Source organism: Aliikangiella aequoris (assembly GCF_053709105.1).
The window spans coordinates 3,044,310-3,071,014 of record NZ_CM132298.1 but is presented as its reverse complement, the minus strand read 5'-3'; the positions used below and the strand labels follow the sequence as shown (position 1 = coordinate 3,071,014).

Below are 26,705 nucleotides of genomic sequence, written 5' to 3'. Positions count from 1 at the left end.
CAAAGTGATGCGAGCAGTATTTTTAGACAGAGCAACCATAGATTCAAGTATTAGTCTGCAAAGTTTAGCCGACGAAGTCAGAGAGCTCACTTGCTATCCAACAACCGCCCCAGCAGATGTAGTCGAAAGAGCACTAGATGCAGAGATAATTATCACTAACAAGGTGCAACTTAATCAAGCTACTTTAGCTGCACTACCGAAGCTCAAACTCATTTGCATAACCGCGACTGGTACTAATAATGTTGACCTAGACTCCGCTAAGCGTTTAGGAATCCGCGTTATGAATGTGGTTGGTTATTCTACTGCATCAGTGGCTCAATATATTTTTGCTTTTTTACTTAATCATTTACATCGGGTCGATAGTTACCTAGAAAACGCACAACAAAAGCCTTGGGAGCAAAGCTCAACTTTTTGCCAAATTGACTTTCCTATTCATGAGCTTGCAGGCAAAACACTAGGCATTTATGGCTACGGCACACTAGGCAAAGCGGTAGCAAAAATCGGGCTCGCTTTTGGCATGACAGTGATTGTTGCAGAGCGCGCTAACTGCTTAACCTTGCGCTGTGGAAGAGTCAGTTTGGACGACTGCTTAGCTCAGTCTGATATTTTTACTATTCATTGCCCACTGACAGAAGAGACGAATAATTTATTTGATCGCGACCGCTTATTAAGTTTACCCAAAGGCGCTATTTTAATTAATACAGCGAGGGGACCTATCGTAAATTCAAGTGATCTTGCTGAAGTGTTGAAATCTGGACATTTACAGCATGCGATTGTCGATGTGTTAGAACAAGAGCCACCAGAAAAGTCACACCCCTTGTTGCAGCCACTAGAAAACTTAACCCTTACACACCACATTGCATGGGGCAGTATTCAAGCCCAGCAGCGATTGATTCAAGCCGTTGCAGAAAATATCCAGCACTTGAAGCATGCCACATAGAATCTGGCAGGCAACAAAGCATTAAATTTGAGTTATTTGGCGCTAACTTCTACACTTAATTGTGTTGTAACTAAACAAAATAATAAAAGCCTATGATAACTTTAGTTGTTGGAAGTCTATGATTTTTAAAAAAATATTACTGATGCTTATGTGCTGGGGGGTCGCTAGCTGTTATGCATTAGATGCAGATAAACCATTTAATCAATACGTTTTAGATGCTTGGTCTATTGAGCAAGGGCTTCCGCAAATTAGTGTACATAGTTTAGCGCAGGACGATCAAGGCTATATTTGGGTTGGTACCCAGGCAGGATTAGCCAAGTTTGACGGCGTTAATTTTAAAACTTACAGCATCGAAGACACGCCTGAGCTCACCGGAAACTTCATTCAGTCGCTTTACAATGACTCCCAATCTCGACTATGGATAGGTACTTATAAAGGCTTAGTCAAATACGCAAAAGGGCAGTTTAAAGCCATTCAATATTTTCCGGGCCCTAATCAAGAGCCTATGTCTTTGAATATTTATCAAGTAATTGAAAATAATCGAGGTGATGTTTGGGTTGCTGCTGTTCAAGGGTTGTTTCGATTTGACGCGCGCAACCAAGTACTAATTCGAGAAAATACTCAGCCAACATATAGTCTTTTCGCTGCTAACCAATCGCTATTGTTAGGTGAGGTGGGGCAATTTAGTTTTTTAGAAAAAAAGCGAACCACAACTGTCAAGCTACCCGAAGTTTTTAGTGACGCGCGAATTACTCGAATGATAAAAGTTGGTGAAGTTATATTGGCTGGTACTACTCAGGGGTTGTTAGAAATTGATATTAATCAATTATCGGTAAAAGTAGTGTTTAAGAACACGCCGATTTATAAACACCCGGTAGACTCCCTATATCAGGATTCTGATAAAAACGTTTGGGTCGGCACAATTAAAGGATTGTTCCGAATACGAGAAGGTCAAGTTGTTGAGCATGTCGGCAATGACAATAATCACAACTTTCAGCAAATTCAAACCATTATTGAAGACCATGAGAAAAATCTTTGGGTTGGAAGTTATCGCGATGGCGTGGCAAGAATTTGGAGTGGCCGTATTAGCCGCTATAGTGTTGATGTTGGCTTAAACGAACCGCTCGTTTGGTCTATTTTACCCGATACTAATAATGATAATATTTTTGTTGGCACAAATCAGGGACTATCTATCTTTAATGGACAAGCCATTATCCCCATTGCTTCATCAGATGAACTAACTCACCCTACGGCTTATACCCTTTTTCAAGAAGGTGAATATTTATGGGTAGGTAGTAGAGCGGGCGTTTCGCTTTTAAAACAAGGAAAAGTTGTCCCAGTAAAGTTTTCTGAAACTCTGTCAACGCTACAAGTGAATAGTATTTATCGAATTAAGCAGTCTGGCCGATTGTTAATGGGTACTACAAATGGACTATACGAATATAACGAGGCTGAGCTTAAGCCACTATTAACAACTAAAGGCCAAAAGTTATTTGTTCGACCTATTGCAGAATTAATGGATGGTAAGGTTTTAGTCGGCACTCAAAATGGTCTTTATCAATTAATAGCGGATGAGTTGATTCCCTATGGTCTATCTACAGGGCTTCCGGCAGGTATTGATGTGACCGGTATTCTAGAATTAAATGATAACCAAATAGTGATTTCAACCATCGCGAATGGCCTTTTTATATTGGTTAACCAGCGATGGGTCAACATTACAGAGCGAGACGGCCTGCCGGTAAATGAAAGTTTTACTGTGCTTAGAGATGACTTAGGTTATCTATGGGTGAGTGGATTTAAAGGGCTTTATCGCATTAGTATAAAAAATATGCTCAGCTACATTAATGGAAATTCAGATACCATTTCAAGCTATATGTTTTTAAGTGAAAGTGGAGGCTTACTGGGCAGTCAAAAGGCTTATTGTTGTAACGGTGCTGGCAACGCAAAAGGGTTTATAAAAAATGGTATGCTTTGGTATCCAACCCGAGATGGCATTGTTAAGCTAAATACGAATCAAATTAAACTCAACTCGGTATTACCTAATGTTATTATTGAAAGAGTGAAAAAGTATAACCGGTGGGTTAGTGTTGATGAAAATTTTAATTCAACATTTTCGCCAGATGAGCGTGACTTGAGTTTTGATTTTACCGCGTTAAGCTTTAGAGATCCTAAAAGCGTACTGTTTAAATACCGTTTGCTTGGGTACCATGATGATTGGCGTACCCCGGAAGACAGACTCCAACGTCGGGTTAATTATACTAACTTATCACCGGGTAAATATGTGCTGCAAGTGATGGCAGCCAATAACGCAGGAAAGTGGAATCCGCAAATTGCTGAATTGAACTTTGAAATCTTGCCTAATTTTTATGAAACTTATTGGTTTTATAGTTCTGCATTTATTCTTATGATCTTTATGGTTTACGCTTGGCATCAACAACGTACCAGAAGTTTAAAACTAAAAAAAATAGAGCTTGAAAATGAAATCAAACGTCATACTCAGCAGCTTGAAGTTTCAAATCAAAAATTGCACCAGGCTGTTCAAGCTTTAGAAGAAATTAGCCAAACCGATCAACTTACTGGACTTAAAAACCGTCGTTATTTAGCAAGTCAAATGCCAGCTGACTTAGCCCACTTTCAACGTCAGCTAACAGCAGAACAGCCCGGTGAAAAAATGGTTTTTGCGATTGCAGATATCGATCACTTTAAAAACATTAACGATACCTACGGACATAAAGCGGGTGATGATGTACTGCATAAATTCGCAGCGGTTATAAAAGGCCAAATTAGAGAAGGCGACTATGCCGTACGCTGGGGTGGCGAAGAATTTATTATCGTGTTTAGGCCAATGCCAAGTAAAATGACGACAGTTATTATTGAGCGAATACGAGCGGCTATCGAAGCAACAGAGTTTGCAATTGATGGAGGCAAAGTTATTTCTTTAACTTGCTCAATTGGTTTTGTGTCTTACCCCTTCTTTAGCGATGATATCAGCAAACTAAGCTGGGAGCATACGGTTGAACTTGCTGATCACGCACTTTATTTAACTAAAGAAAACGGCCGTAATGGATGGGCGTGTTTTAGAGCTACAGAGACAACGCCGCATAGCAAAGATTTACTGTTTAAAGTGAAGGATAATCTTGCCGACGAATTAGCCCATGGGCGGCTACAACAAATTACCAGCTGGGGCGAGTCAAACTAGTTAAAGCCAAATGCTTTAACTAGCGGTGATTAAGGTAAGGTGAAATGAGTAAGGTATTGGAATAGAATTTGTTAAGCCTAAACTACCCCAACGCGCTCGAAAAACCAAAAAAGCCCAATGCCAAGAGTTAATGTCGCACACGCATTAACGGCATAGTTACGTAATATCGAAACCTTTCGAGCTACAATAAACACTGGCATTAATGCAAGTATAAATAATATTTGCCCGGTTTCTACGCCCAGATTAAACAAGAGTATGCTGATTAGTTGTTGCTCTTGATTAATACCTAAATTGCCAAGTGCACTGGCGAATCCTAAGCCGTGTAATAAACCAAAGACGAAGGTAATCCAAAAAATATTTTTAACCCAGTTAAAAACCACATTTAATGCCGTTAGTACAACGGAAAACGCAATGCCCGCTTCGACCCAATTAATAGGTAAACTACTCCAGCCAAATGCACTGATACATAAGGTGATAGAATGTGCGACCGTGAAGCCTGTGATTAGCTTTAGGCTAGGTATTAAAAGCGGCAGGAGCGCTCTAGGTGAATCAACCATTGGCTTGAGTGTGAAAAGAGTTTTAGCCAATGGAAGCATCAACAGCAATACAAAAATCAAATGGTCAAACCCGAGCCAGATATGCAAAATTCCTTGCCAAAAATAAAATTTGGCGGTAGATAACGCAGAGTCATTGTTTAGCTTTAATTTAAATGAATGACTATTTTTATCTAGTAATGCTTGTTGTTGATTGGTTGCTTTCCAGGAAAGCAATAATTTATGATGATTTAAAGTGTCAATAAATGCGTAGTAGTCTAATTGAATCGCTGACGCTTTAGCATGGCTCGCAGGGCACACTACGTTTAACGGAATAGATAGTAATGTTTCGGTGTACTTTTGAGTAAGACTAAACGCGTGATTAAAACTAATGCTGCACAGTTTGGCGGCACCTTGCGCGACAATGATTTGAACTTTAGTATTTGACTCAATATAGGAAATAATTTTTTGCCGGGCTGCATTGGTTTCTTCCCAAGTCACTTTGCCATCAAAGTTATTATCTATGCCAATAAACTTTTCTAAATCTGCGAAAGAAACGCTGAGTCTACCCGAGTGTTGTCCTGCTGAGTTTTGAACTAAGTCTAAATGAGCAGTACTTAACTGGTGTGCATAACTAAGCGGTGACAGCAATAGGAGTAGTAATATTGCTCCTATAGATATAAATTTATTGTTATCCATTAGACGCTGCTCCTTGAATCATTTGTGCAATATCTAACAGCTGTTTATCCATAGGCTCTTTAGCTGACGCCCAATTTAACTCTGCCCACATTAATGCTTTAACTGGGTTTGGGTTTAAATAGATGTAAAAATAAGCTAAATCAGCCGCGTGGTCTTTGTCTTTTCGCTTCTCCCTTAGCAGCATCTTTTGAGTAATTTTATTTTGCCAAAATACGGCATTATTTTTAGTGTATTTTTCGGCTCTTGCCAGTCGTAATAATAGGCTGTCCTCTAATTGAGGTTTACTCTCGGCTAAATTTTCAAGCTTATTGTATATATTAATAAAGTCTTGGTTTGCTTCAGCTTGGTTAGTCCAAAGTAGCCACTGGCTCACCGGAGCACTCCCTAGTTCAAATGCATAATAATCTTGAGACTGCTGACTTTTATTAAGCAAGGCGCTAGCGTCCCCAAGCAAAGTGTGAACCCAGCGTTGGGTATTAATATTCCAGTTAGTTGATTGTTGCTTTATTTTTACAAGACCTTGATAGCTCTGCGTTACTTCGCCTTTGATTAATTTTGCCTCAAGCATACAAATATGCGCGAAACTGAGTTGGCTGATACCAATTAACTCTTTGCAGGCATTTAATGCTGCTTCAGGCTCTCCTTGGATGAGCTTTATGCGCGAGTAAATAAGTTGAGACTGAGGGTAGCTTGGTGAGCTTTTTGAAATTTTTGCTAACCAGTTGAGCGCAGAGTCAAACTGATGCTTCTGTTGCAGTAGGTTAGCGTAACTAAGATTTAATCGCTCGACCTGCTGGGCACTGATTAACTCAGGCTGAAGTTTAAGCTTTTTGATAAGTGGCAATAAAATGGACTCAGCATAGTCGTAAAAAATGCTATTGCCAGGCAGTTGTGCAAAATCAAAATAGGACTCTACCAAATTTAATCCGGAGACTATATTTTCAGCGCCTTTGCTATTTGCTGTTTGATGATAATGTTGTAGTTGCATCTGTAGCTCCTTGGGCAATTCGCGTTGGCTTGAGACTGAGGCAACAACGGCGCTATTAGAAGAGGGGCTCCAGTATTTGCCGCTTTCTTCAGCGAGCAGCAAACTCGAGTGGCCCAAGCAAGCTAGCAGCGCAAATTGCGCGACTAGCTTTGAGATTGTAAAATTTAAAATATTATTGTTCGCCATTGTCGACTAAGTCCTGAAATTCGTCTGTTGAAATGACATCTTGAGTAAAGTCACGTCCGTTGACTCCGCTAGGCTGACTATTAGAAGCTTGTTGAAAGCTTGCCCGGCTATAAGCGCTGAACACTTCTTGTTTGCGTTCAATAGTGACATTAATCGTCGCGTTTTTTGAGTAGGTTGTGCCGTCAAATGCGCGAAAAGTAAATTGATCTTCACCAGTAAATTCTTGCTTGGGCGTATAGGTGTAGTTGCCTTGCTCAGTTACCACCAAAAACCCGTTGATAGGCTGTGTTGCAACAATAAAGGTTAGCGCATCACCGTCTGCATCTTCAGCAACAAATTGACTAGAAACTGCGGTATCGGTAAACGTTAAAATATTATCGCTTTGTGCTACCGGTTGAGTGTTGATTTTTATGTCGGGCGTTTTACTGTTATTACAGCCTACCAAAAATAGACTGACCAAAGTGAGGGACGTTAAAGCTTGCGTTTTCATTAGTGGCTCCAAATTGTTTATCCAAAAAGTAAGTTTGACGTAGCCAATGCACGGCTACGCCTTTTTGACCCGAAAGTTAGTTGGGTGAACCCGCAAGCGGCGTTAACAAGTAAGGGAACTCACTATCGATTTGAGCTGCAGATAAAGGTGCACCGTCGGTGAATGGGGCATTACCAACATTTGCATCGGATGGTTCACAGTAACCTAAATTAGTAGCTGTACCGGCAACTGGAATATCGTGGCAAAGTCTTCCCATGACTACTCTAAGAGCAATATCGACAACATCATCTCCAGGTCTTCTGCCATTGGGAAAGCCTGCTAAATCGTCGCCAATAACCCCTAAAGGCGATTGAGCTGCACTCGGCGTTGCGGCAATAGCAGTATTTAAGCGCAACATTTCAGCCGCAGTTACCGTCGCTTGTTGATTAACACCAGGAAAGCCAGTTAAAAAAGCCGCGACTAGGTCAGTTCGCGGAAAATTGGTTGGTGCGATTGTTTCAAAGCTAGTACCTAAAGTGGCATTGACTGCATCTTTAAACAATATATTAAGTAATTCAGGTAAGCTTGGGTGAGTAACATAATCGGCAAATTGTCCATCCATTACTGGCTTTGAAGTTGAGAACTTATCTTTGTCTGGTAAACCAATAACTAACTCATTAACTAAGGGATTACTCAGCCGAGAAATTTGCACCATTGCACCACCGTTAACCTCTGGCTTAGCAAAAGTTGCATTCGGGTTTTGAATGCGCGCTTGTGGAATACTCGCGGTTGTCCATGCGCCAATCACTCCGTTGCCATCTCCGATAACGCAGCTCGTTGGTAGTTCTAGCGCGAGTGTGGTGACATTTTTACCGCGTAAGTCGTCATTTTGTTCATCTTGAGTGATGCCGCCAGGAAACCCATTGCCATCTCCAGCACCTGGAGCGCTATCGCCTTCTACCGGTACATAGTTAACTAAATCAAACGTTTCCCCTAAATTGACGCTAAATGGGTCTTTTCTTTGTCCCACAAAAACTTTGGCTGCTGAATTACACCCAGGGATACTAAGTGCATATTCATACTGATCGGCATAGGCTTGATAGGCTGTGGCAGAACTAAAAGTCTTGCTACCAATGAAGTCCCAAGGTTTGGTAAAACGGGTCGCACCCTCTGTTGACGACAGTGGCGTTGCATTCCCACTAGCGCTAGGGCCTTCTACTAAAGTTAATGTGTAGCTTTCGTGAAAGTTAAGTAAGCTTGTATTGGTTGCACTTAAACCGCCAGCATTTTTAAGTGGAATAGCAATATCTCGCTGATTTCCTGCTGAACCAACGGTTAGTTTAATCCCTTTTCCATTGTCTGCTAGCGCTTGTGAAAACTTAAATTGAAAGGATAGATCTTCGATAGCATCTCCGTCGTTATCAATATGAATAGCATAAATTGCGGCAGGGTCCATCGCAAAATAGTTAGGGCCGCCTTGCGGATCTTGAAGCGGAATATAGTTTGCAAGCAAAGTGACATAGCCGGTTCGACCTTCTTCATAGCTATTAAATAAGTAAAAGTCACTTGAGTCTAAAGTTGGGTAGCGCGTGATATTTGGCGCTTCACGATGGCTCGATGCTTGTGTATTATTAACAGTCAATCCGCTTAAAAAGGATGCCAATACGGCACCTGCGAGTAGGGAAGTTTTCATTTTTGTTCCTTGCTATTGGGTGAATGTATAAGAGATACGCTTAACTCTGTAACTTGGATGCAATTTAATTTAATAAATTGCCCTGCGCCTTTTCATTGGCAACTTGGGTATAATGCCAACCGGCTTATCAACAATTAGGACTAAACATAATGGCTACTCTTGGAACTCCATTTTCTGCGTCAGCAACGCGCGTACTTTTGTGCGGTGCCGGTGAACTAGGCAAAGAAGTTATTATTGAATTACAGCGACTTGGGGGAGAAGTCATTGCAATTGACCGTTACGCCAATGCACCTGGAATGCAGGTTGCTGATCGCTCGCATGTTGTTGATATGCTTAATGGGGATGAGTTAAGGCGGGTTATTGAACTTGAAAAGCCAGACTATGTAGTTCCTGAAATTGAAGCGATAGCGACTCAAACCCTTGCTGAGTTAGAAGCTGAGGGCGTAAATGTTGTCCCTACCGCACGCGCGACGCAATTAACTATGAATAGAGAAGGCATTCGCACACTAGCTGCAGAAACACTCGGAATTCCAACTTCGCCCTACGCATTTGCACAAACCAAACAAGAATTTATGAGCGCGCTAGAAAAAATTGGCTTGCCTTGCGTGGTTAAACCCATAATGAGTTCTTCTGGAAAAGGGCAAAGTCTTGTGAGAGAGGCGAATGATATTGAGCAAGCTTGGCAGTATGCCCAAGAAGGTGGCCGCGCGGGTAAGGGAAAAGTTATTATTGAAGGCTTTGTCGACTTTGATTATGAAATTACACTTTTAACAATCAAGCATATTGATGGAATTAGTTTTTGTGATCCAATTGGGCATGTCCAAAAAGATGGTGACTATCGCCAATCTTGGCAACCCTGTGCGATGAGCGAGCAAGCTTTAGCTAAATCTAAGTCGATAGCAGAACAAATTACCCGATCCTTATGCGGTGAGAATGGGCGCGGATTATTTGGGGTAGAGCTTTTTATAAAGGGTGATCAAGTCTACTTTAGTGAAGTGTCACCTAGACCACATGACACCGGGATGGTGACATTAATCTCGCAAGATTTGTCGCAGTTTGCATTACACGTGCGTGCAATATTGGGTTTGCCTATTCCAAACATAAAGCAGCATGGTGCATCGGCGTCTAGCGTAATTTTACCTAGCGGAAAATCAACTCAAACCCGTTTTAGCCAATTAGATAAGGCGCTCAGAGAGCCTGATACGCAAATTCGACTGTTTGGAAAACCAGAAATTGATGGTCGCCGTAGAATGGGAGTCGCAATAGCGCGCGATGAGTCGATTGAAAAAGCCATTGAAAAAGCTAAACGTGTTTCTGCGGCAATTAAAGTCGAGTTTTAAACATTGCTATGCGCTTTAATTTAGGGCCATCATTTATTCGTTAAAATTGAGTAAGTGATGCTCAATTGAGAAAACATGCGCATCGTAAAAGTTTAAGCTTCGTAATGCGCTGGCCAATTGAGTCACATATTCTCTATTTGGGCCACTAGGGCCGTGGCTAGTTTGGATTTGTGCGGCAATTTCTATTTCTGGTGCGTAGCCTAAGTAAGCTTCATTGTCTGGTGACGCAATATACACAATGCCCTGTTTTTGCTTCCCGGTATGAAAGTTGAGTTCAATAGAGTGGCGCAAATAGCCATTTTTTTCGCGATGATCAAGGTGCTCAAAAACATCATGAGAAACTTGAAAAGCCATGCCATCGCACTTTGTGTTAGCTGACTTAACTAGCGTAAGCACTCTACCTGGCTGTTGAGGCGTGCCTCTATGGTCATGGCTGCCTTGCCAAAAGCGTCGCTCCCAATTGACAATGTATGCGGGCTTTTTTTGGATATATGGAAAGTCAATTTTATGGATTAACGAGCCATAACCAAATAACCAAATTTCTTCGCCGGGTAAAAATGTTTGGCGATTTTTATTTAAACTAACCGTGTTATGGCTCATCAGTGGGGTCGTTAAAAATAATGGTTAAAAGAGTTAATTTGAATGGTTCACTTTGACTAGCCTCTTACTTTTCTAAAGTTAGTTGCTGTTAGGGCTTTGTCAATGAGTTCGGCACAATGGGTGAGGTATTTTAGCTCTTCAGAGGTGGCTTTGCTAGACTGAATGATTTGCTGGATGTAGCCACTGACTTGGTCGACTTGCCACGACATTTCGTCAAACATAGAGCCGATTAACTCCATTTCGGTATAAGATTCTACTAACTCTTCGTTGGCAACATGCTCAATCCAACTGGCATACTCACGACTAGGGACGCCAGCTTTTATGCGCATGTCGGTTAACCTGGCGATAAAATTTTTAAGTATCGACTTAGACTTGTCTTTACTGGCGTCTTTAAGGTTTGCTTCTAGTTTTTCTAAACTTGAACATACGGTGAAAAATATTTTATTGGTTTGCAATAGGCGCTGATTAAACTGCTTGAATTCACTTTCTGGTCGAGTCAGTTTAGCTTCACTCGCGGAACGCTTCACTAGCTGAAGAAAGCCGTTATAAGCTTCTTTACCGAATGTTGTGGTGTTTAGGGTTAAAAAGCCTTCTAGGTGCGCCATTCCTTTTCCCTGCTTTTTATAACGATTAACGATTTCCTGCATGGTATCTGACATGGCTAAAATTTGCCCTTGCAAACAAAGCTGTGAACCCTGTTTGCCATGAGGATAGCCGGCTCCATCGTCTCTTTCATGGTGCTCTAAAATTGCTTTTGTAATTAATCGAGGTAGCTGTGGAACATCGTTTAAAACCAGTTCACTAATTAAGACATGACTCTTAATGATTTTCTGCATAATGGATTTGTTTTGTTTAGCCGATTCAAAAAGATCGGGTGCAATGTGCATCATGCCCACATCTCTTACTAATGCCGCTATTACAATATTAATCACTTCACGTAAATCTAACTCTAACTGATCGGCAATAGCCAATGAAAACCAAGCCCCAGCAACCGCCTTTTGGAATAATTCAGGCATATTGCTTTTCATTACTGTGAGTTTTTGACGGAGGATTGAGTGTTGGTTAAGCGTGCTACAGCACTCGTCCAAACGCCCATTGAGGCGTAGCACTTTATGCAGGTACTTTAGCTCTGGAAACTCGGTGAGAAAAACAATAAAGGCTTTGTTTAGTTCGAGCTTATCAATCATTTTCTCAAGTGAGACTGAAGTTGGTAAAGCTTGCTTTAACTTGTGCTTTACTAACCTTTCAGCTGCGGAGCGGTTGATTTCAGCCCCTTTTTTTATCAGCAAGACGCCTTGCTCATTAAATAGGTCGTCTGCCGCTATCACCTTATTGCTATCATTGAGCTTAGCGAGGTGTTCCGCATAAACGTTGTGATTTGAGTCACTTTCCAAAAAACTAGGCCTAAATGATTGATTTAGCTTAAGTGTAGCTAATTTAAGCGGTCTAATGCAAAAAATCATCGCCTTGTCGATTGGACGTTAGTTTACCGGAGGGGTAAAAGTAAATCGGAAGGGTAAAATTAAGATAGCGCAGTTGGAGCTTAACCAAGCTGCGCTTTGTAGATTAAATTATGACCCACTGCGCAGTAAGAATAACTGGACCTGTTGGCTGGCCTGTCGGTGAACCACCTAGCGGCTCTTGGCTAACCGCTAAGCCAGATTCCAGTAAGCTCGCAATGCGTTTTAAATCTACCAGTCGTTTTTCACCTTGCTTAGGAAGCAAACCTAATGAAATTGGTGCTGTACCGTCTTTAGGTAGCATCCAAAGTTCAAAATCAATTTCTGTTTCAGTCTTAGGCGGGTTTTGAGCAATGACGAGAATTGCTTCGTTCTGGCGTTTTGCAACCCATGCGACTTTGGGGGCTTCAATTTGTAGGCTTGCTATCGCTGTTACAGCTGTCGCCTGATTAAACTGAAATAGCACCAGCCATGCAAATAATATACTGGCAAACGCTGGCACACCCAAGCCAAAAAAGCGCTTGAGTGAGAAGCGAGTTGGTTCTTTAGTCCAGCCCAGTTGAGCGGTGATTTTTAACCACATTTGAGACGGCAGTTGCGCGGGTGGAAGCTGCTGGCTCAATGGGTTCAATAGTTGCTCCCAATGCCAAACTGCTTGTTGCAAGCTATTATATTTCATCATTAGTTGGCTGAAACGAGTTCTTGCTCGACCACTCATGATGCCTAGAACATATCGTTTTGCGAGCTGTTCGGCGAGCTCTGTATTATGGTAGTTCATGCTGAAAGACAACTTTTAAGTGATTGTAAACCGCGCTTAATCCAGCTTTTAATGGTTCCTAGTGGGGCTTCTATATGTTTTGTTATTTCTTGTTGAGTCAGCCCGTAAAAATAGGCTAGCTGGATTGATTGGCGTTGGCCGCTGTCTAATTGTTCAACGCAATGTTTTAATTTCACGTTGTCGGATAGCGTGCTTTGGCTCTCCATATTTGGGTTAATATCGGTGGGAAGTGGTAAACGGGCTTGATGTTTTTGGTTAACCTTATTATGCCGTAGTTCATCAATACAGCGGTTTCGCACCATGCTGACTAACCAAGTCATGACACTACCTCGGTTTGCATGATAGTTGTCAGCGTTATGCCATATTTTAACAAAGGTTTCTTGAATTACTTCTTCCGCGAGATCTTTGCGGCCCAGCAAGTTGATAGCCACAGCGAGTAGTTGTCCTCCGCAGTTTAAGTACAGCTGCTCAAAGGCGCTGCGATTACCCTGGGTAATCGCATAAAGCCACTGAAGTTGGCGCTGATTGGCCTCGATTTTTGTTGTTGACATAAATACCCCCTAATTTAGCTCGTAATATCTAGTTACGTGTAAAGTTCAGTTTTGGATTATAAAAACTAAATTAAACTGATTGTTTTAGGGGAATATGATTAATCTACCTTAGGTAACACCACTAATTTTACTAAGCTATGTGCCACCGCAATATAAATGAGCAACCCGGTACAAAGCGATTCTACACTGACATTTTGATCAAATAGCCAACCAAATAAGACTGGCGAAATAGCGGTGGATACAACCATGATTGCAGTGACCATAGAGCGAATCGCGGCGATATGTTTCTTACCGTAAACTTCGACCCACAATGAGCCAACAATAGGGCCACCTGCGCCAATGGTAATACCAAATAAAAACATAAATAACATGGCAACCCAAGGGCTAAATAAAGGCTGAGCAAGCAACACTAAGCCTAAAAACATAGGAACTAAATAAAATTGAATTAGAGTTTTGCCGCTATATTTATCAACCAGCGAGCCAACAATTAATGCAGACTTTAAGTGAGAAATAGCATAAACCACAAAGCTTGTCGCGAACCAAGCGACACTCCATTGTTTACTTTGCAGTAAGATGTTTTGCTGAATAAAAATGCCGGTGACAATAAAGGCCGGTGCCATTACCATAGGAATTAATACCCAAAAGCGGATATCAGCAAGAACCTGTTTTCTATTCCATTGTAAACTTGTTGACTCTGGTTGTGCTATGAGGTCTTTATCAACTTGATTGATTCTATCCTGCGAGCGATTGAGTAGGTAAAGCATGTAAGGTATAAATAAAGCTAATAAACTAAACCCCAGTATGAGCCAGGTTGTGCGCCAACCTAAAGCTGCAATCAGGCTAACTGCAAGTAAGGGTAATATCGCTTCGCCAATAGGCATACCAAAACCAACTAAGCCAATCGCTTTGCCTCTATTCGCGTCAAAGTAGCGAGACATTGAGGTGTAGGCAATATGAAACATTAAACCTTGCCCACAAAACCTTAACAGTAATAATGCGACAACTAGGTGCCAAAGCTGCACTGAAAAGTAAAGTAAAAAGCAGGCGAAGGCCAATCCTAAAGTGGTAAAAAAAGTAAATGTTTTGAGTGCTGTTTTATCTAATAAACCGCCCACATAAATAATGATAAAACCGGAAACTAATGTGGCGCTAGAATAAACTAGTCCGTACTCTGCATTGGTCAAACTAAAGGCGGACTGAAACTCGTTACCAAACCAGGCAATAAAAAAAGTTTGTCCATAGTTACCAAAAAAAGCGGTTAGAAGACCAAATAATAAAAAGTGAAAATTACTTTTTGCGAATAAGAAGTAGTCTTTAAGCATACATGAGCCATTAAAAAGAAATAAAAAAGCCGCTGCAAAGAGCGGCCTCTATAAAAAATATAAATTGCGAGTTAGTTTTTACCCGAATGGCCAAAACCGCCTTCGCCACGTTGAGTTTGTTCAAACTCAGAAACCAAGTTAAATTCCACTTGAACGACAGGTAGTATCACCAATTGAGCAATGCGATCGCCTGGCTCTATTTTAAAGGAGGTTTGGCCTCTATTCCAGCAAGAAATAAACAGTTGTCCTTGATAGTCTGAGTCAATTAGTCCAACTAAATTACCTAAGACTATGCCATGCTTATGCCCTAAGCCAGAGCGCGGTAAAATGGTGGCGGCTAAACTGGGATCGGCTATATGAATGGCAATGCCGGTTGGAATCAGTTGGGTTTGGCCTGGCTCTAAGGTTAAGCTGCTGTCTAAACATGCACGCAAGTCAACCCCAGCAGAACCTTCGGTTGCGTAACTCGGCAGGGGAATTTGATTGCCGATTTTTGAATCTAGTATTTTTATTTCAATATTCTTCATTTGAAACTTTCCTGTAGCAGTTTTTACTATTATTAAAAGCGATAATGCCAGTCTAAAGTGAGCGTGTCCAAACCGTAGTTTGGGCGCTTTAAGTAGGCGTTTGAATAGTGGTTGTAACGTAAAGTTAACCGATGTTTTTGCTGTTTGTCTAAGGTTGTTCCCAGCCCTACAACCGTCGCAAATTGAGGCTTACTCGAAAGTTCTATAGGGTGTAAGTGGCGTTGATTAAAATAACTTAAACCAACCCCAAGTTGCCAATACCAAGCTTGAGACTTTTCAGGGCTTTGCCAAAAACTTAATACTGGCCGTACTGCAATCACTTGCATAGACTCATCTTGTTTTTCAATTTTTGACCAGTAACTTTCTATTTCTAGTTCCGAATAGCCAAACAATGCGTGTTGAAAAGTGGTTTCAGTTTCCCAAAACATGCCTAAGCTAAATTGTTTAGCGCTTTGAATATTTTTATACTGAATAAGGCTATCATTCATTCCGCTACCAATATTAAGAAGAAAGCCGTCAATCGCATTTGAGTTAGCATTGATCGCTATGACGCCTAAAATAACCGCAATAAAGTTTTTAAAAATAAACGCACGCACAGTTTAAAATCCTTTTTGATTTTTAATCATGTCGTATGCGGCTTGAATCTCTTGCGATTTTTCGGTCGCCACTTTCACCATTTCTTGCGGCATGCCTTTAGCAACCAGCTTGTCTGGATGATGTTGCGACATTAATTTGCGGTAGGCTTTTTTTATGCTCGCTTTATCTGCGTCTGCGCTAATACCTAAAACAGCATAGGCTTGCTCAATAGAGGGGCGGTGACTATTTTTGGTTTGTCCTTGGCCTTGATTTTGTTGATGAAATGACTGTTGTGCAATCACCATGTTAATTAGTCGATTAATATGTGCATTCGGCAAATTAAAAGCACTGCCTATTTGGTAGAGGATTTGCCGTTCAGCATCAGAAATTTCTCCATCTGCTGCCGCACTAACAATCTGAATTTCGAGAAACATTTGAATTAGCGAGGGCTTTCTAAAGCAATTCGTTATGAGGCCCTTTAATTGCTCATCTAAATTGAACGTACTGGATTTTCCGCGGTTAAAGGCGTCGATCGCTTGCTGGCGCTTTTCATTAACGAGACCCAAAGTTCGCATCACTTGTTCTGCGGCGGCTATTTCTATGGGAGAAACGACTCCGTCAGCTTTTGCAATATGACCCATGACCGCAAAAGTTGAGTCAAAAAATGCTTGTTGAGTTTGAAACGCATTGGCAGAGCTAGTGTAACTACCGAATTCTTGGTTGAGACCTTTGTCAAAAGAGTGTCCAAGCCATACACCTATCACCAGTCCTATGGGGCCGCCAAGTAGTGCGCCTAAAATGCCGCAAATTAGTTTTCCGTATATTTTCATAGTTTGCTTGAGTGCGTAAGCGGTTGGTTTCGCTCGAGCTACTCCTTTTAATTTATAGTTGCTGTTTGAGCTCTTCGAGCCTGTGTGGCGTACCGATATCATGCCACATTCCGTGGTAAATTTCTCCAGAGAGCATGTTTTTATCTGCCGCAGCTCGTAAAAATGGCGCTAAGCTTTGCGCTTGATTAGGCGGGCATTGTGAAAGTAGCGCAGGGTGATAAAGGGCTATGCCAGAAAATGTCCAAGTAGATGCTTGGGTAGAGTTACTCACGAGATCGTTTTCTAAACCAAAGTCCCCTTTAAGGTTGTGCGCTGGGTTTTTCACCAACACTAAATGGGCGTGACAACTCGACTCGCTTAAGGGCTTGGTTTGTTGATGTTTGATTAAGTGTTCGAGCGGTAAATCGCACCAGATATCACTGTTAATTGAAATAAAGGCTTCATCGCCTAAATAAGCTAATGCTTGTTTTATCCCGCCAGCGGTTTCCAGTGCTTGAGTTTCTCTAGACCAAGTGATATTGACTCCCCAATTGCTACCGTCGCCAAAATAGTTTTCAATTTGTTCGCCTAAATAGCAATGATTAATCACGATATCTTGAATGCCTGCTTGGGCTAATTTAATGATTTGGTGCTCTAATAAAGGCTTGCCCGCAACGGCCAACATGGGCTTGGGGGTATCTTTAGTTAATGGCATCATACGTTGTCCGCGTCCTGCGGCTAATATCATCGCTTTCATTTTAGTTGGTCCATCGCAGGCTTTATGGTTTGGTTTAAAAATAAACTAAACTTTTCAAACTCGGGGTAAACTGCCGCCGTTTCTAATAGGTAATTGAGGGTTAATGGCAAATCATTAAGATAATTAGGCTTGTTGTCGCGATAGTTTAGGCGACTAAATATGCCTAGAACTTTTAAATGCCGCTGCATCCCCATCCAGTCAAAATATTTTACCAGTTGAGGCCAGCTTATTTGGTATTGCTTTATGATTACTGAGTTTTGATAAAAGCTTTTCAGCCAGTCGAGTTGTTGCTGTCTTGGCCACGCAATGTAGCAGTCTTTTAGTAGTGATACAGGATCGTAGCTAACGGGTCCCAATACCGCATCTTGAAAGTCAATTAGGGCGATTTTTCCTGTCTTTGTTAACATTAAATTACGCGAGTGAAAGTCTCTATGAACTAAACATTGGGGTTGAGCAAGTGCGCTGGCAATTAACCGCGACTTAACCTGAACGATTAGACTGATTTCGGTTTGACTGAGGCTTAACCCTAAGTGTTGTTGAACAAACCAGTGGTCAAACAAATCGAGCTCAGTTTGTAGTAGCTCTCGATCGTAGTGAGGGATATCATCAATGGTATTTGTTGGTATTGACTGAAATTTTGCTAATGTTTGCAGCGCCGCGGCATAAAGTTGCGGGGCCGAGTCAAGGTTTAACTGATTAGAGAAAAGCTGGTCGCCCAAGTCTTCAATAATCAAAAAGCCTTGTTCATAGTCTACCGCATGGCAGCTTGGAGCAATTAATTGGTTGGCCGCTAGCAGCTCGCACATGTTAACAAAAGCGTGGTTTTTTTCTGTTGCTGGGGGGGCATCAACTGCTATCAATGACAAATCTTGGTGTCTGAACCTAAAGTAGCGTCTAAAGCTTGCGTCACCTGCCACATTAATTAATGTAGGAGGAGCTATGTTTAGTTGCGTACCTACCCAAGTGGATAGCTGTTGGGTGCGACTTTGTGACATAAGTTAAGTTATCTTAGGGTTGGAAATTACGTATTTTCGATTGGCATAATGCCTGCAATCATTCTTCAGTACAAGCCAACAAGGCTTATGGGGTAAACCGAGCCTCTTTTTGGTTTCAGCATAAGCGCTTTTAGCGTATGATAACGGCTCTTCAATTACCCCTTGGTTAATTTTAAGCTAAATTACGTTAGCCCTTAAGAACTTTATGAATTTTGTTCGTGCCTTTAAATTTAACGCTCAATTAACAACGTATTTGGTTTTGCTACTGGCTTTGGCGGTTTTGGCGCTAGTCCCCGCTGTGGCCCAAGAATCTAACCTCGAACCCGCGCAACAAGCTGCATCACCTTACTATTCAGCACAAATTAAAGCAGATCAGTCGGCAACTGATTATATTAATCAACTTTCACAGTGCGGCCAAAATAAATCCTGGCAGTCAGACATTAACCCCTTAATGCCCAAGGCTCAAGCTTATACATTAGAGCGCAGCTTATCGGCCGATGCTATGCCGGTCAACAATGAGACTCGTATACAATTGACCGGTAATGTAGAGGCTAAAGATTCCGAGTCGTGGTTGCGCGCAGATAAACTTACCCTAGAGAAAGCGACTCAAGTATCTCAAGTTTCTGGAAACGTGCGCTATGAATCTGCAGAACTCTTTTTCAGTAGCCAACAAATTATTATGGACGAAGCGCAAGATACTTTGACCGTCGACTCGGCATTGTTCTACCTTTTTCAAAGCCAAGCCAATGGCACCGCGCAACAATTAAAAGTTACTAATCGCGATCATCTTGCATTACGCGAGTTATCTTTTTCTACTTGCCCTGTAGAAGAACCTGCTTGGCAATTGACAGCCGAGCGCATGGAGATAGACCAACAAAATGGTGTAGGCGAAGCCTGGGGTAGCGTTTTAAGGGTCAAAGATGTTCCTGTTATTTATTTACCTTATATTAGTTTTCCAACCGATGATAGGCGTAAAACTGGTTTACTAACTCCCTCTTTTAACTCTGACGATAGAGACGGTGTCGATTTTAGTTTACCTTTTTATTGGAACTTAGCACCCCATGCCGATCTGACAATAGCGCCTCGCTATATTGAGAAACGTGGCAGTGGGTTAGAAGCTGAATTGCGCTACATGACGACAAATAGTTACACCGAATATGAACTCGCAGCGCTAGCATCAGACAGGCGCTATTTAAACCAGCTTCAACAAAATAGCACCGCGCAAGTTGCTAAAAGTGAGGCGAATCGTTGGTTTAGCCACTTTAGTAATAAAACCAATCTAGGTGAACACTGGTCTTTAAACATTGATACTCAGCGAGTAAGTGATATTGACTATTTTAGAGATTTCTCTAGTGGTATTGAAAGCGCCAACGAAACTCAGTTAGCCAGTGAACTGCGCTTAAATTATCAGGATGACATTTGGCAATTAGATTTTTTCACTTTGAGCCACCAATCATTAATCGGAAGAAACTCGTATCAATATTTACCGAGCTTTAGAGGCGTGGGGCAAGTGCAAACTAAGCAAGGGCTTGAGTTTCACTTAAGTTCAGAGGCAACACGTTTTCATCACCGCGATCCTGCTAAAACGGTTGGACAAAGGTATCATATAGCGCCTAGCGTGAGCTTACCAAAGCGCCAAAGTTGGGGCTTCATTATTCCAAAACTAAGCTATTGGGCCACCCAGTATCAACAAGAAGTTTCAGCAACAAGCACAACATCTAGCGCTCAACGCAGCTTGCCTTTATTAAGCGTAGATAGCGGGTTATATTTTGAGCGAGGCCTCAAGTGGGGGGCAGAGCAGTTTACTCAGACTCTAGAACCGCGGTTATTTTATGCTTATGTGCCTTATCGAGAACAGACTGACATTAATGTGTTTGATACCACACTTAATGAGTTTAGTTTTGCCCGCTTATGGCAAGTAAACCGTTTTAATGGAATTGATCGGGTCGGCGACACCAATCAAATTAGCTTATCAGTGACTAATCGAATTTTAAGTGACCGCTCAGGTGATGAACTCGCTAGCTTTACAATTGGAAGGCAATATCAATTAAATGAGCCCAGAGTGCAGCTAAGTAATGAGGAAAACCTAGCTCGCCAATCACCCTGGCTCGCGCAAGCGAAAGTGAATGTTGCTAATGGATTATCGGTAGCGGGCTTAATTGACTGGGATCCGGACCTTAACCAAACCAATCGAGCGCAAATTCAGTTAAATTTTGAACCCAAGACCAATCATATTGTCAATCTATCTCACAGATATCGTGATCTAGCGGGTCAAATGCATGAAGAGTTAGACTTTGCCTTTGCTTTACCTGTAAATGAAAGGTGGCGCTTGCTCGGAAGATGGTATAATGATTTAAACCGAGGCCAACTCATAGAAGCCCTTGCAGGGGTAGAATATGAGTCTTGCTGTTGGGTGGTGCGAATAGTGGCACAAAAGTTTTTAAACTCTCAACTTGATGGGCTGGGTCTGCCGCTGGAGTTTGGCGATGACCGCTATCAAAATGGAGTTAGCCTTCAGTTTATATTTAAGGGCTTAGGCAGTGCGGGTAAATCGGGCTTAAAAAATGTTTTACAATCTAGCATTGTTGGATATCAAGACATCTTTAAAGAAGAAAAGCGAAATAATTAATTAATTGCCAGTGATCTTGTTGGCAGAAATAGGTAAATGAAAAAACTATGAAAACATTGGTTAAAATAAGTTGTGTCACTCTCCTGTGTCTTTATCAAACTGTTAGTGCGGCAAATACTGAAATACTCGATCGAGTGGTTGCTTTGGTAGATAGCGATGTCATTTTAGCAAGTGAATTAGTTCGCCGAACAAACACCGTGGTAGAACAAATTAAACAGCGTAAGCAAACAGTGCCACCAATCAATAAGTTAAAAGATCAAGTACTTGAGCGCTTAATTTCTGAGTCGCTTCAAATGCAAATGGCTAAACGAGCTGGAGTAAGAATTGGTGATGCGGAGCTAGACGCTACGCTTCAAAAAATAGCTGAAGACAGCCAGCTAAGCTTAGCAAGTTTTAAGCAAAAAGTAGAAAGTGAAGGCACACCTTGGGGCATTTTTAGAGAAGATATTCGTGCTGAAATTATGATTTCAAGAGCCAGAACCGGGTTTGTTTCGCGAAGAATTAAAGTGAGCGACAAAGAAGTCGAGAACCTCGTTGAGCAAATTAATAAACAGGGTGAAAGTCAAACGCAATACTCTATTGGACATATACTATTGCCAATTGCTGAGAATGCAACGCAGCCAACTATCGACAAAACGCGAGAGAATGCGCAAAAGCTTGTTAATGAGCTTCGTAATGGCGCAAGCTTTGAAGAGTTAGCCGTAACTTATTCTAGTGGGCAAAATGCGCTTTCGGGTGGAGACCTAGGTTGGAGAACGCTGACTCAGTTACCTAGTTTGTTTGCTGATAGTATAAAGAATTTAAATAAAGGCGATATTTCTGAGCCCTTAAGAAGTGGAAGTGGTTTACATATATTAAAGTTAAAAGAGATAAAAGGTGGCTTCGGTTCTCACGAAGTTTTACAAACTAAAGCGCGCCATATTTTGGTGACACCTAATGCGATTTTATCTGATCAAGCCGCTAAAGAAAAAGCCGAATTAATTCGCCAAAGAGTGCTCAGTGGTGAAGACTTTGCCGAGTTAGCGATTGAGTTGTCTGACGATAAAGGCTCTGGATCTTTAGGTGGTGATTTAGGTTGGGCAGTACCCAGTGATTTTGTACCTGAATTTGGTGAAGCAATGAATAAACTTGCCGTTGACGAAATAAGTGAAGTGGTAAAGTCAGAGTATGGTTATCATGTAATTCAGGTGTTAGGGCGCAGAAACCAAGATCAAACCCAAGAAAAGAAGCGTGAAAGAGCCTATCAAATTTTGCATCAGCGTAAATTCGAAGAAGAATCTCAGCTTTGGTTGAGAGAGCTTCGCGACCAAGCTTATATAAAGATTGTTGATGAGTCTTAAAGCAAATAAAATTCCGCGGCTCGCTATTACCCTAGGCGAGCCCGCTGGAATTGGCCCCGAGCTAGTTGTAAAAATTGCCCAGTTAAGTTTTAGTGCAGAGCTTACCGTTATTGGTGACGCTGAAGTGTTGATCGCAACCGCAAAGCAATTAGGTTTGCCCCTTGCTTTAACCGCACAAACTTGGCAGGATAATTATTCAGTTCATACGCCAGGGCACTTAAAGCTGATTGAGGTAAAGTGTCCTGTAAAGCCAATTGCGGGTGAGTTGAACTCCCAAAATGCCGCCGCTACTTTACGCACATTAACGCTAGCCAGTGAACTAGGCTTGCAGGGACAAGTCGACGCGATAGTAACTGCACCAGTTCATAAAGCGGTTTTAAATCAAGTTGATCGAGCGTTTTTAGGACATACAGAGTTTTTCGCACAACATGCTCAAGTAGAAAAAGTTGTAATGATGCTAGCCACAAATCAACTGAGAGTGACGCTGGCAACAACCCATATTCCACTCAGTCAAGTTCCGTCTCATATTACTCGCGAATCGCTAACTGAAAGTCTCGAAGTTATTTGCACCGCGTTTGAAGGTTTTGGCATAGATAAAGTACGCATCGCAGTGTGTGGGTTAAACCCTCATGCAGGAGAAGATGGCTTGTTGGGCAACGAAGACATTAAAGTTATTGCACCAGTTATAAAAGACTTCCAAAGCAAAGGGAAGTCTGTCTTTGGACCGTTTCCTGCCGATACCCTTTTTACACCATCTAAACGAGCCGCTTTTGATGTTTTCTTAGCCATGTACCACGATCAAGGTTTACCGGTGATAAAAGCGTCTGGCTTTGGCGAATGCGCCAATATAACTTTGGGCTTGCCTTACATTCGAACGTCAGTTGATCATGGTACTGCACTTGATATTGCCGCTAAATATCAAGCCAATGCTGACAGTCTCGCTTATGCTATAAATTACGCTATAGAACTTTACTCTGGGAAGTTACCGTCATGAAAGTTTTTAACCCTAATCAACATCAGGCGAAAAAGCGCTTTGGTCAAAATTTTTTACAAGATGCCGGTATTATCGAACGTATTGTAAAAAGTATGCGGCCGCAAAGGTCGCAAAATATCATCGAAATAGGCCCTGGCTTAGGAGCACTTACAAGACAGATTTTAGCCGAAACTAAATCAATATCCGTGATTGAGTTAGATAGAGATGTCATTCCAAAATTAAAATTTAATTGTGATGGTTTAGGCGAGTTAAACATTTTTGAACAAGATGCGTTGAAAACTGATTTTGCGTTATTTGCGGAAAATGGGCCGCTAAGGGTCGTAGGTAACCTACCTTATAATATTTCGACCCCAATTATGTTTCACCTGTATGACTACCTAAGCAATATTCAAGACATGCACTTTATGTTGCAAAAAGAAGTCGTTCAAAGAATGGTAGCGCAACCGGGTAGTAAAGCCTATGGTCGGTTGAGTGTAATGACGCAATACGCTTGTGATGCTCAAATGTTGTTTATAGTACCGCCAGAAGCATTTACGCCAGCGCCAAAAGTAGATTCAGCTATTGTCCGGCTTACGCCAAAGCAACAAACCTTAACGTTAACTGATAAGTCAATTTTTGCCAGTGTCGTTGCCGAAGCTTTTAACCAGCGAAGAAAAACCGTGCGTAATGTGTGGAAAAAATATTTAGCCGTTGGTGACTTTGCCGAGCTTAAGATAGACCCTCAGTTAAGGCCTGAAAATTTGACATTGGCAGACTTTGTTAATGCTGCTAACTATATTGCTAAGCTGCCTTCTAAGCCAGAATAATTAAGTTGAGTTAGGCCTATTCAGTTTAGGTTAATAATCTTTTGTTATTTTAGATGACACGATTGAAATCGGTTTGAATAAATTGGCTGAGGTTATGATGAAACGAAATTATTCTTTACTGCTACTTCCAGTACTACTTTTGCTGACTGCATGCTCTAGTCACTATAGGGCGTCTTCTCATCACCATCATCGACATCACAGCCACCTTTCAGTGGGAGTTCATGGGCATTCTAATGCTGGTAAAGTGTTAGGGGCATTACTTATTGGCGGTTTAATTGGGCATGCAATTAGTGAAGCGGGGCATGAGCACGATGAACCCGATCCAGTTAAAAGCATTACTCAAAAGGTTACCACAACTACAACGACGACTAGCGAAGATGAGCTAACTAACGGTTACACTCTGCCTAGCCGATCACAAAGTACTAAATTATCACCAGAGCAAAAAAAATGGTATCAACAGGGTGACGATGGAAATTGTTATTTAATGCAAACCGATACCAATTCTCGCGCTGACGCTCAGGTAGTCTCTGCGGTTCCTAAATCAATGTGTTAAAGCTTTGGTTTTTTCCAGGTAATAAAAAAGAGCCGAAAGGCTCTTTTTTATTTAATAGCTTGAGCGCTAACTCATCGCTTACTCGTCTAAAAAGCTACGTAGTTGATCAGAACGAGTCGGATGGCGAAGCTTACGTAGTGCTTTAGCTTCAATTTGACGAATTCGTTCACGAGTAACATCAAATTGCTTACCAACCTCTTCTAGTGTGTGATCGGTGTTCATATCGATACCAAACCGCATTCTAAGAACTTTTGCTTCTCTTGCCGTAAGCCCTGACAGTACCGTTTTGGTTGCTTCTCTTAGACTTTCTGATGTGGCAGAATCAATCGGTGAGTCTTGGTTGCCATCTTCAATAAAGTCGCCTAAGTGCGAATCTTCATCATCGCCAATTGGAGTCTCCATTGAAATAGGCTCTTTAGCAATTTTAAGTACTTTGCGAATTTTATCTTCTGGCATTTCCATACGCTCTGCTAATTCTTCAGGCTGCGGTTCGCGTCCCATTTCTTGAAGCATTTGGCGAGAAATACGGTTTAGTTTATTAATTGTTTCAATCATATGAACCGGGATTCTAATAGTTCTAGCTTGGTCTGCGATAGAACGCGTTATTGCCTGGCGAATCCACCAAGTTGCATAGGTTGAAAATTTGTAACCGCGACGATATTCAAATTTGTCTACAGCTTTCATCAGGCCAATATTGCCTTCTTGGATTAAGTCGAGGAACTGAAGGCCGCGATTGGTATACTTTTTAGCGATCGAAATAACTAATCGTAAGTTAGCTTCTACCATTTCTTTTTTGGCTCTACGGGCTTTAGCTTCGCCAATAGACATTCGACGGTTGGTTTCTTTAACTTCTGAAATAGTTAAATTACTGTCGACTTCCACTTTAAGCATTTTGTTTTGGGCGCGAATGATATCTTCGGCAACTTCTTCTAAACGCTCTTTATAATCACTGTCTTTGGCTAAAATTGAGTCAACCCATTTGGTATTGGTTTCATTGCCTGGAAAGCTGCGAATAAACTCTTTACGTGGCATTTTTGCGGTTTCAGTAGCCAACTTCATGATGAGTCTTTCTTGAGTTCTTAAAGTTGCCATACGTGAACGCATGCGCTCAGATAAGCGATCAAACATTTTGGGTAATAGTCTGAACTTTAAGAAAGACTCACGCATTGATTCAATATGTTTTACAGCGGTTTTATGTTTGCGACCATATTTAGCAATGGCTGCAATTGATTTCTCGAAATGTTGACGTAACTCGCCAAAAAACTCTGCGGCTATCTCTGGATCTGGGCCTTGAGCTGCTTCGTCATCATCGCTATCGTCATCGATATCATCGTCTTCATCGTCGATTTCATCCTGCGGGACCTCAGAACCAACGTGAGTTGCAGCACTTGCAGCATCTTCTTCGCCATCGGCATATCCGGTGATGATATCGGTTAAGCGAATTTCACCTGCTTGATAACGATCATATTCGTCCAATAAAGTTGAAATGGTTTCTGGGTATTCTGCAATTGAAGCGAGAACTTGGCGGATGCCGTCTTCTATGCGACGCGCAATTTCAATTTCGCCTTCACGGGTCAATAGTTCAACTGTGCCCATTTCACGCATATACATGCGCACTGGGTCGGTTGTTCTTCCAAATTCACTGTCAACACTCGCGAGTGCCGCCGCAGCTTCTTCTGCTGCGTCTTCATCGGTTGCAGAAGTTTCATTCATCAGTAAAGCGTCGGCCTCTGGCGCTGCTTCGTAAACCTGAATACCCATGTCATTTATCATACTGATAATGTCTTCTACCTGATCCGGATCAACAATATCCGGTGGCAGGTGATCATTAACTTCAGCATAAGTGAGGTAACCTTGTTCTTTACCACGGGTAATCAATAACTTCAGCTGAGACTGCTGTGATTTGATGTTATCTGCCATTCAAATTTAACCTTAGATCGGGTGTAATAAAATTATACAAT

Annotated in this window: 23 protein-coding genes; 8 read left to right on the top strand and 15 right to left on the bottom strand. The window is 41.6% G+C overall.

The features are described 5' to 3' along the window. The first annotated feature begins 7 nt into the window (after positions 1 to 7). Positions 8 to 940, top strand: a complete 933-nt coding sequence (locus ACUR5C_RS13280) for a D-2-hydroxyacid dehydrogenase (RefSeq protein ID WP_454465656.1) — start codon at positions 8 to 10, stop codon at positions 938 to 940. 118 nt (positions 941 to 1,058) lie between these two features. Next, complete coding sequence (locus ACUR5C_RS13275; protein ID WP_454465655.1) at positions 1,059 to 4,139, top strand: ligand-binding sensor domain-containing protein; 3,081 nt, start codon at positions 1,059 to 1,061, stop codon at positions 4,137 to 4,139. 77 nt (positions 4,140 to 4,216) lie between these two features. Here the strand turns inward: ACUR5C_RS13275 and ACUR5C_RS13270 are convergent, their stop codons facing one another. From ACUR5C_RS13270 to ACUR5C_RS13255, 4 genes are all read right to left on the bottom strand, one after another. Beyond that, positions 4,217 to 5,371 carry a HupE/UreJ family protein gene (locus tag ACUR5C_RS13270; RefSeq protein WP_454465654.1) on the bottom strand — a complete coding sequence of 385 codons (1,155 nt, stop codon included), beginning with the start codon at positions 5,369 to 5,371 and terminating at the stop codon, positions 4,217 to 4,219. Further along, positions 5,364 to 6,359: a hypothetical protein gene (locus ACUR5C_RS13265; RefSeq protein WP_454465653.1), complete on the bottom strand. Its 996-nt coding sequence runs from the start codon at positions 6,357 to 6,359 to the stop codon at positions 5,364 to 5,366. The genes ACUR5C_RS13270 and ACUR5C_RS13265 overlap by 8 nt, the downstream gene beginning before the upstream one ends. A 172-nt stretch (positions 6,360 to 6,531) precedes the next feature. Then, positions 6,532 to 7,035 (bottom strand): Ig-like domain-containing protein, encoded by a 504-nt coding sequence (locus tag ACUR5C_RS13260; RefSeq protein ID WP_454465652.1) that lies wholly within the window; start codon positions 7,033 to 7,035, stop codon positions 6,532 to 6,534. Between the two features lie 76 nt (positions 7,036 to 7,111). Continuing rightward, complete coding sequence (locus ACUR5C_RS13255) at positions 7,112 to 8,707, bottom strand: DUF4331 domain-containing protein (RefSeq protein ID WP_454465651.1); 1,596 nt, start codon at positions 8,705 to 8,707, stop codon at positions 7,112 to 7,114. Positions 8,708 to 8,856: 149 nt separating this feature from the next. Between ACUR5C_RS13255 and purT the strand changes: the two genes are divergently transcribed. Next, entirely contained in the window at positions 8,857 to 10,047 is a 1,191-nt protein-coding gene (gene purT, locus ACUR5C_RS13250; RefSeq protein ID WP_454465650.1) for a formate-dependent phosphoribosylglycinamide formyltransferase, read from the top strand. Between the two features lie 33 nt (positions 10,048 to 10,080). On the opposite strand, the gene ACUR5C_RS13245 is transcribed toward purT, so the two are convergent. From ACUR5C_RS13245 to ACUR5C_RS13200, 10 genes are all read right to left on the bottom strand, one after another. Continuing rightward, entirely contained in the window at positions 10,081 to 10,647 is a 567-nt protein-coding gene (locus ACUR5C_RS13245) for a gamma-glutamylcyclotransferase (protein ID WP_454465649.1), read from the bottom strand. 56 nt (positions 10,648 to 10,703) lie between these two features. Beyond that, on the bottom strand, positions 10,704 to 12,041 hold the full coding sequence (locus tag ACUR5C_RS13240; protein ID WP_454465648.1) for an HD-GYP domain-containing protein: 1,338 nt from the start codon (positions 12,039 to 12,041) through the stop codon (positions 10,704 to 10,706). Between the two features lie 172 nt (positions 12,042 to 12,213). Further along, complete coding sequence (locus tag ACUR5C_RS13235; protein ID WP_454465647.1) at positions 12,214 to 12,885, bottom strand: anti-sigma factor; 672 nt, start codon at positions 12,883 to 12,885, stop codon at positions 12,214 to 12,216. After that, complete coding sequence (locus ACUR5C_RS13230) at positions 12,882 to 13,436, bottom strand: RNA polymerase sigma factor (RefSeq protein ID WP_454465646.1); 555 nt, start codon at positions 13,434 to 13,436, stop codon at positions 12,882 to 12,884. Before ACUR5C_RS13230 ends, ACUR5C_RS13235 begins: the two co-directional genes overlap by 4 nt. A gap of 98 nt (positions 13,437 to 13,534) precedes the next feature. Next, entirely contained in the window at positions 13,535 to 14,758 is a 1,224-nt protein-coding gene (locus ACUR5C_RS13225; RefSeq protein WP_454465645.1) for an MFS transporter, read from the bottom strand. Positions 14,759 to 14,829: 71 nt separating this feature from the next. After that, on the bottom strand, positions 14,830 to 15,285 hold the full coding sequence (dut, locus tag ACUR5C_RS13220; protein ID WP_454465644.1) for a dUTP diphosphatase: 456 nt from the start codon (positions 15,283 to 15,285) through the stop codon (positions 14,830 to 14,832). A 32-nt stretch (positions 15,286 to 15,317) separates the two neighbouring features. Next, the gene (locus tag ACUR5C_RS13215) at positions 15,318 to 15,881 is read right to left on the bottom strand and encodes an acyloxyacyl hydrolase (RefSeq protein WP_454465643.1); all 564 of its coding nucleotides are present in this window, start codon (positions 15,879 to 15,881) and stop codon (positions 15,318 to 15,320) included. 3 nt (positions 15,882 to 15,884) lie between these two features. After that, the gene (djlA, locus tag ACUR5C_RS13210; RefSeq protein ID WP_454465642.1) at positions 15,885 to 16,691 is read right to left on the bottom strand and encodes a co-chaperone DjlA; all 807 of its coding nucleotides are present in this window, start codon (positions 16,689 to 16,691) and stop codon (positions 15,885 to 15,887) included. Positions 16,692 to 16,743: 52 nt separating this feature from the next. Beyond that, a complete protein-coding gene (gene murU / locus ACUR5C_RS13205; RefSeq protein ID WP_454465641.1) occupies positions 16,744 to 17,427 on the bottom strand; it encodes an N-acetylmuramate alpha-1-phosphate uridylyltransferase MurU in 684 nt (227 codons plus the stop codon). Continuing rightward, positions 17,424 to 18,422, bottom strand: a complete 999-nt coding sequence (locus tag ACUR5C_RS13200; protein ID WP_454465640.1) for an aminoglycoside phosphotransferase family protein — start codon at positions 18,420 to 18,422, stop codon at positions 17,424 to 17,426. The genes murU and ACUR5C_RS13200 overlap by 4 nt, the downstream gene beginning before the upstream one ends. A gap of 205 nt (positions 18,423 to 18,627) precedes the next feature. On the opposite strand from ACUR5C_RS13200, the gene ACUR5C_RS13195 reads away from it, so the two are divergent. The 5 genes from ACUR5C_RS13195 (at position 18,628) to ACUR5C_RS13175 (ending at position 24,744) form a co-directional block, all read left to right on the top strand. After that, positions 18,628 to 21,051, top strand: a complete 2,424-nt coding sequence (locus tag ACUR5C_RS13195; protein WP_454465639.1) for an LPS-assembly protein LptD — start codon at positions 18,628 to 18,630, stop codon at positions 21,049 to 21,051. Positions 21,052 to 21,098: 47 nt separating this feature from the next. Continuing rightward, positions 21,099 to 22,391: a peptidylprolyl isomerase SurA gene (gene surA, locus ACUR5C_RS13190; protein ID WP_454465638.1), complete on the top strand. Its 1,293-nt coding sequence runs from the start codon at positions 21,099 to 21,101 to the stop codon at positions 22,389 to 22,391. Continuing rightward, a complete protein-coding gene (gene pdxA / locus ACUR5C_RS13185) occupies positions 22,381 to 23,385 on the top strand; it encodes a 4-hydroxythreonine-4-phosphate dehydrogenase PdxA (RefSeq protein WP_454465637.1) in 1,005 nt (334 codons plus the stop codon). The genes surA and pdxA overlap by 11 nt, the downstream gene beginning before the upstream one ends. Next, on the top strand, positions 23,382 to 24,191 hold the full coding sequence (gene rsmA / locus ACUR5C_RS13180; RefSeq protein WP_454465636.1) for a 16S rRNA (adenine(1518)-N(6)/adenine(1519)-N(6))-dimethyltransferase RsmA: 810 nt from the start codon (positions 23,382 to 23,384) through the stop codon (positions 24,189 to 24,191). The genes pdxA and rsmA overlap by 4 nt, the downstream gene beginning before the upstream one ends. A gap of 94 nt (positions 24,192 to 24,285) precedes the next feature. Continuing rightward, entirely contained in the window at positions 24,286 to 24,744 is a 459-nt protein-coding gene (locus ACUR5C_RS13175) for a hypothetical protein (RefSeq protein ID WP_454465635.1), read from the top strand. Between the two features lie 78 nt (positions 24,745 to 24,822). On the opposite strand, the gene rpoD is transcribed toward ACUR5C_RS13175, so the two are convergent. After that, positions 24,823 to 26,664: an RNA polymerase sigma factor RpoD gene (gene rpoD, locus ACUR5C_RS13170; RefSeq protein WP_454465634.1), complete on the bottom strand. Its 1,842-nt coding sequence runs from the start codon at positions 26,662 to 26,664 to the stop codon at positions 24,823 to 24,825. Positions 26,665 to 26,705: the final 41 nt, after the last annotated feature.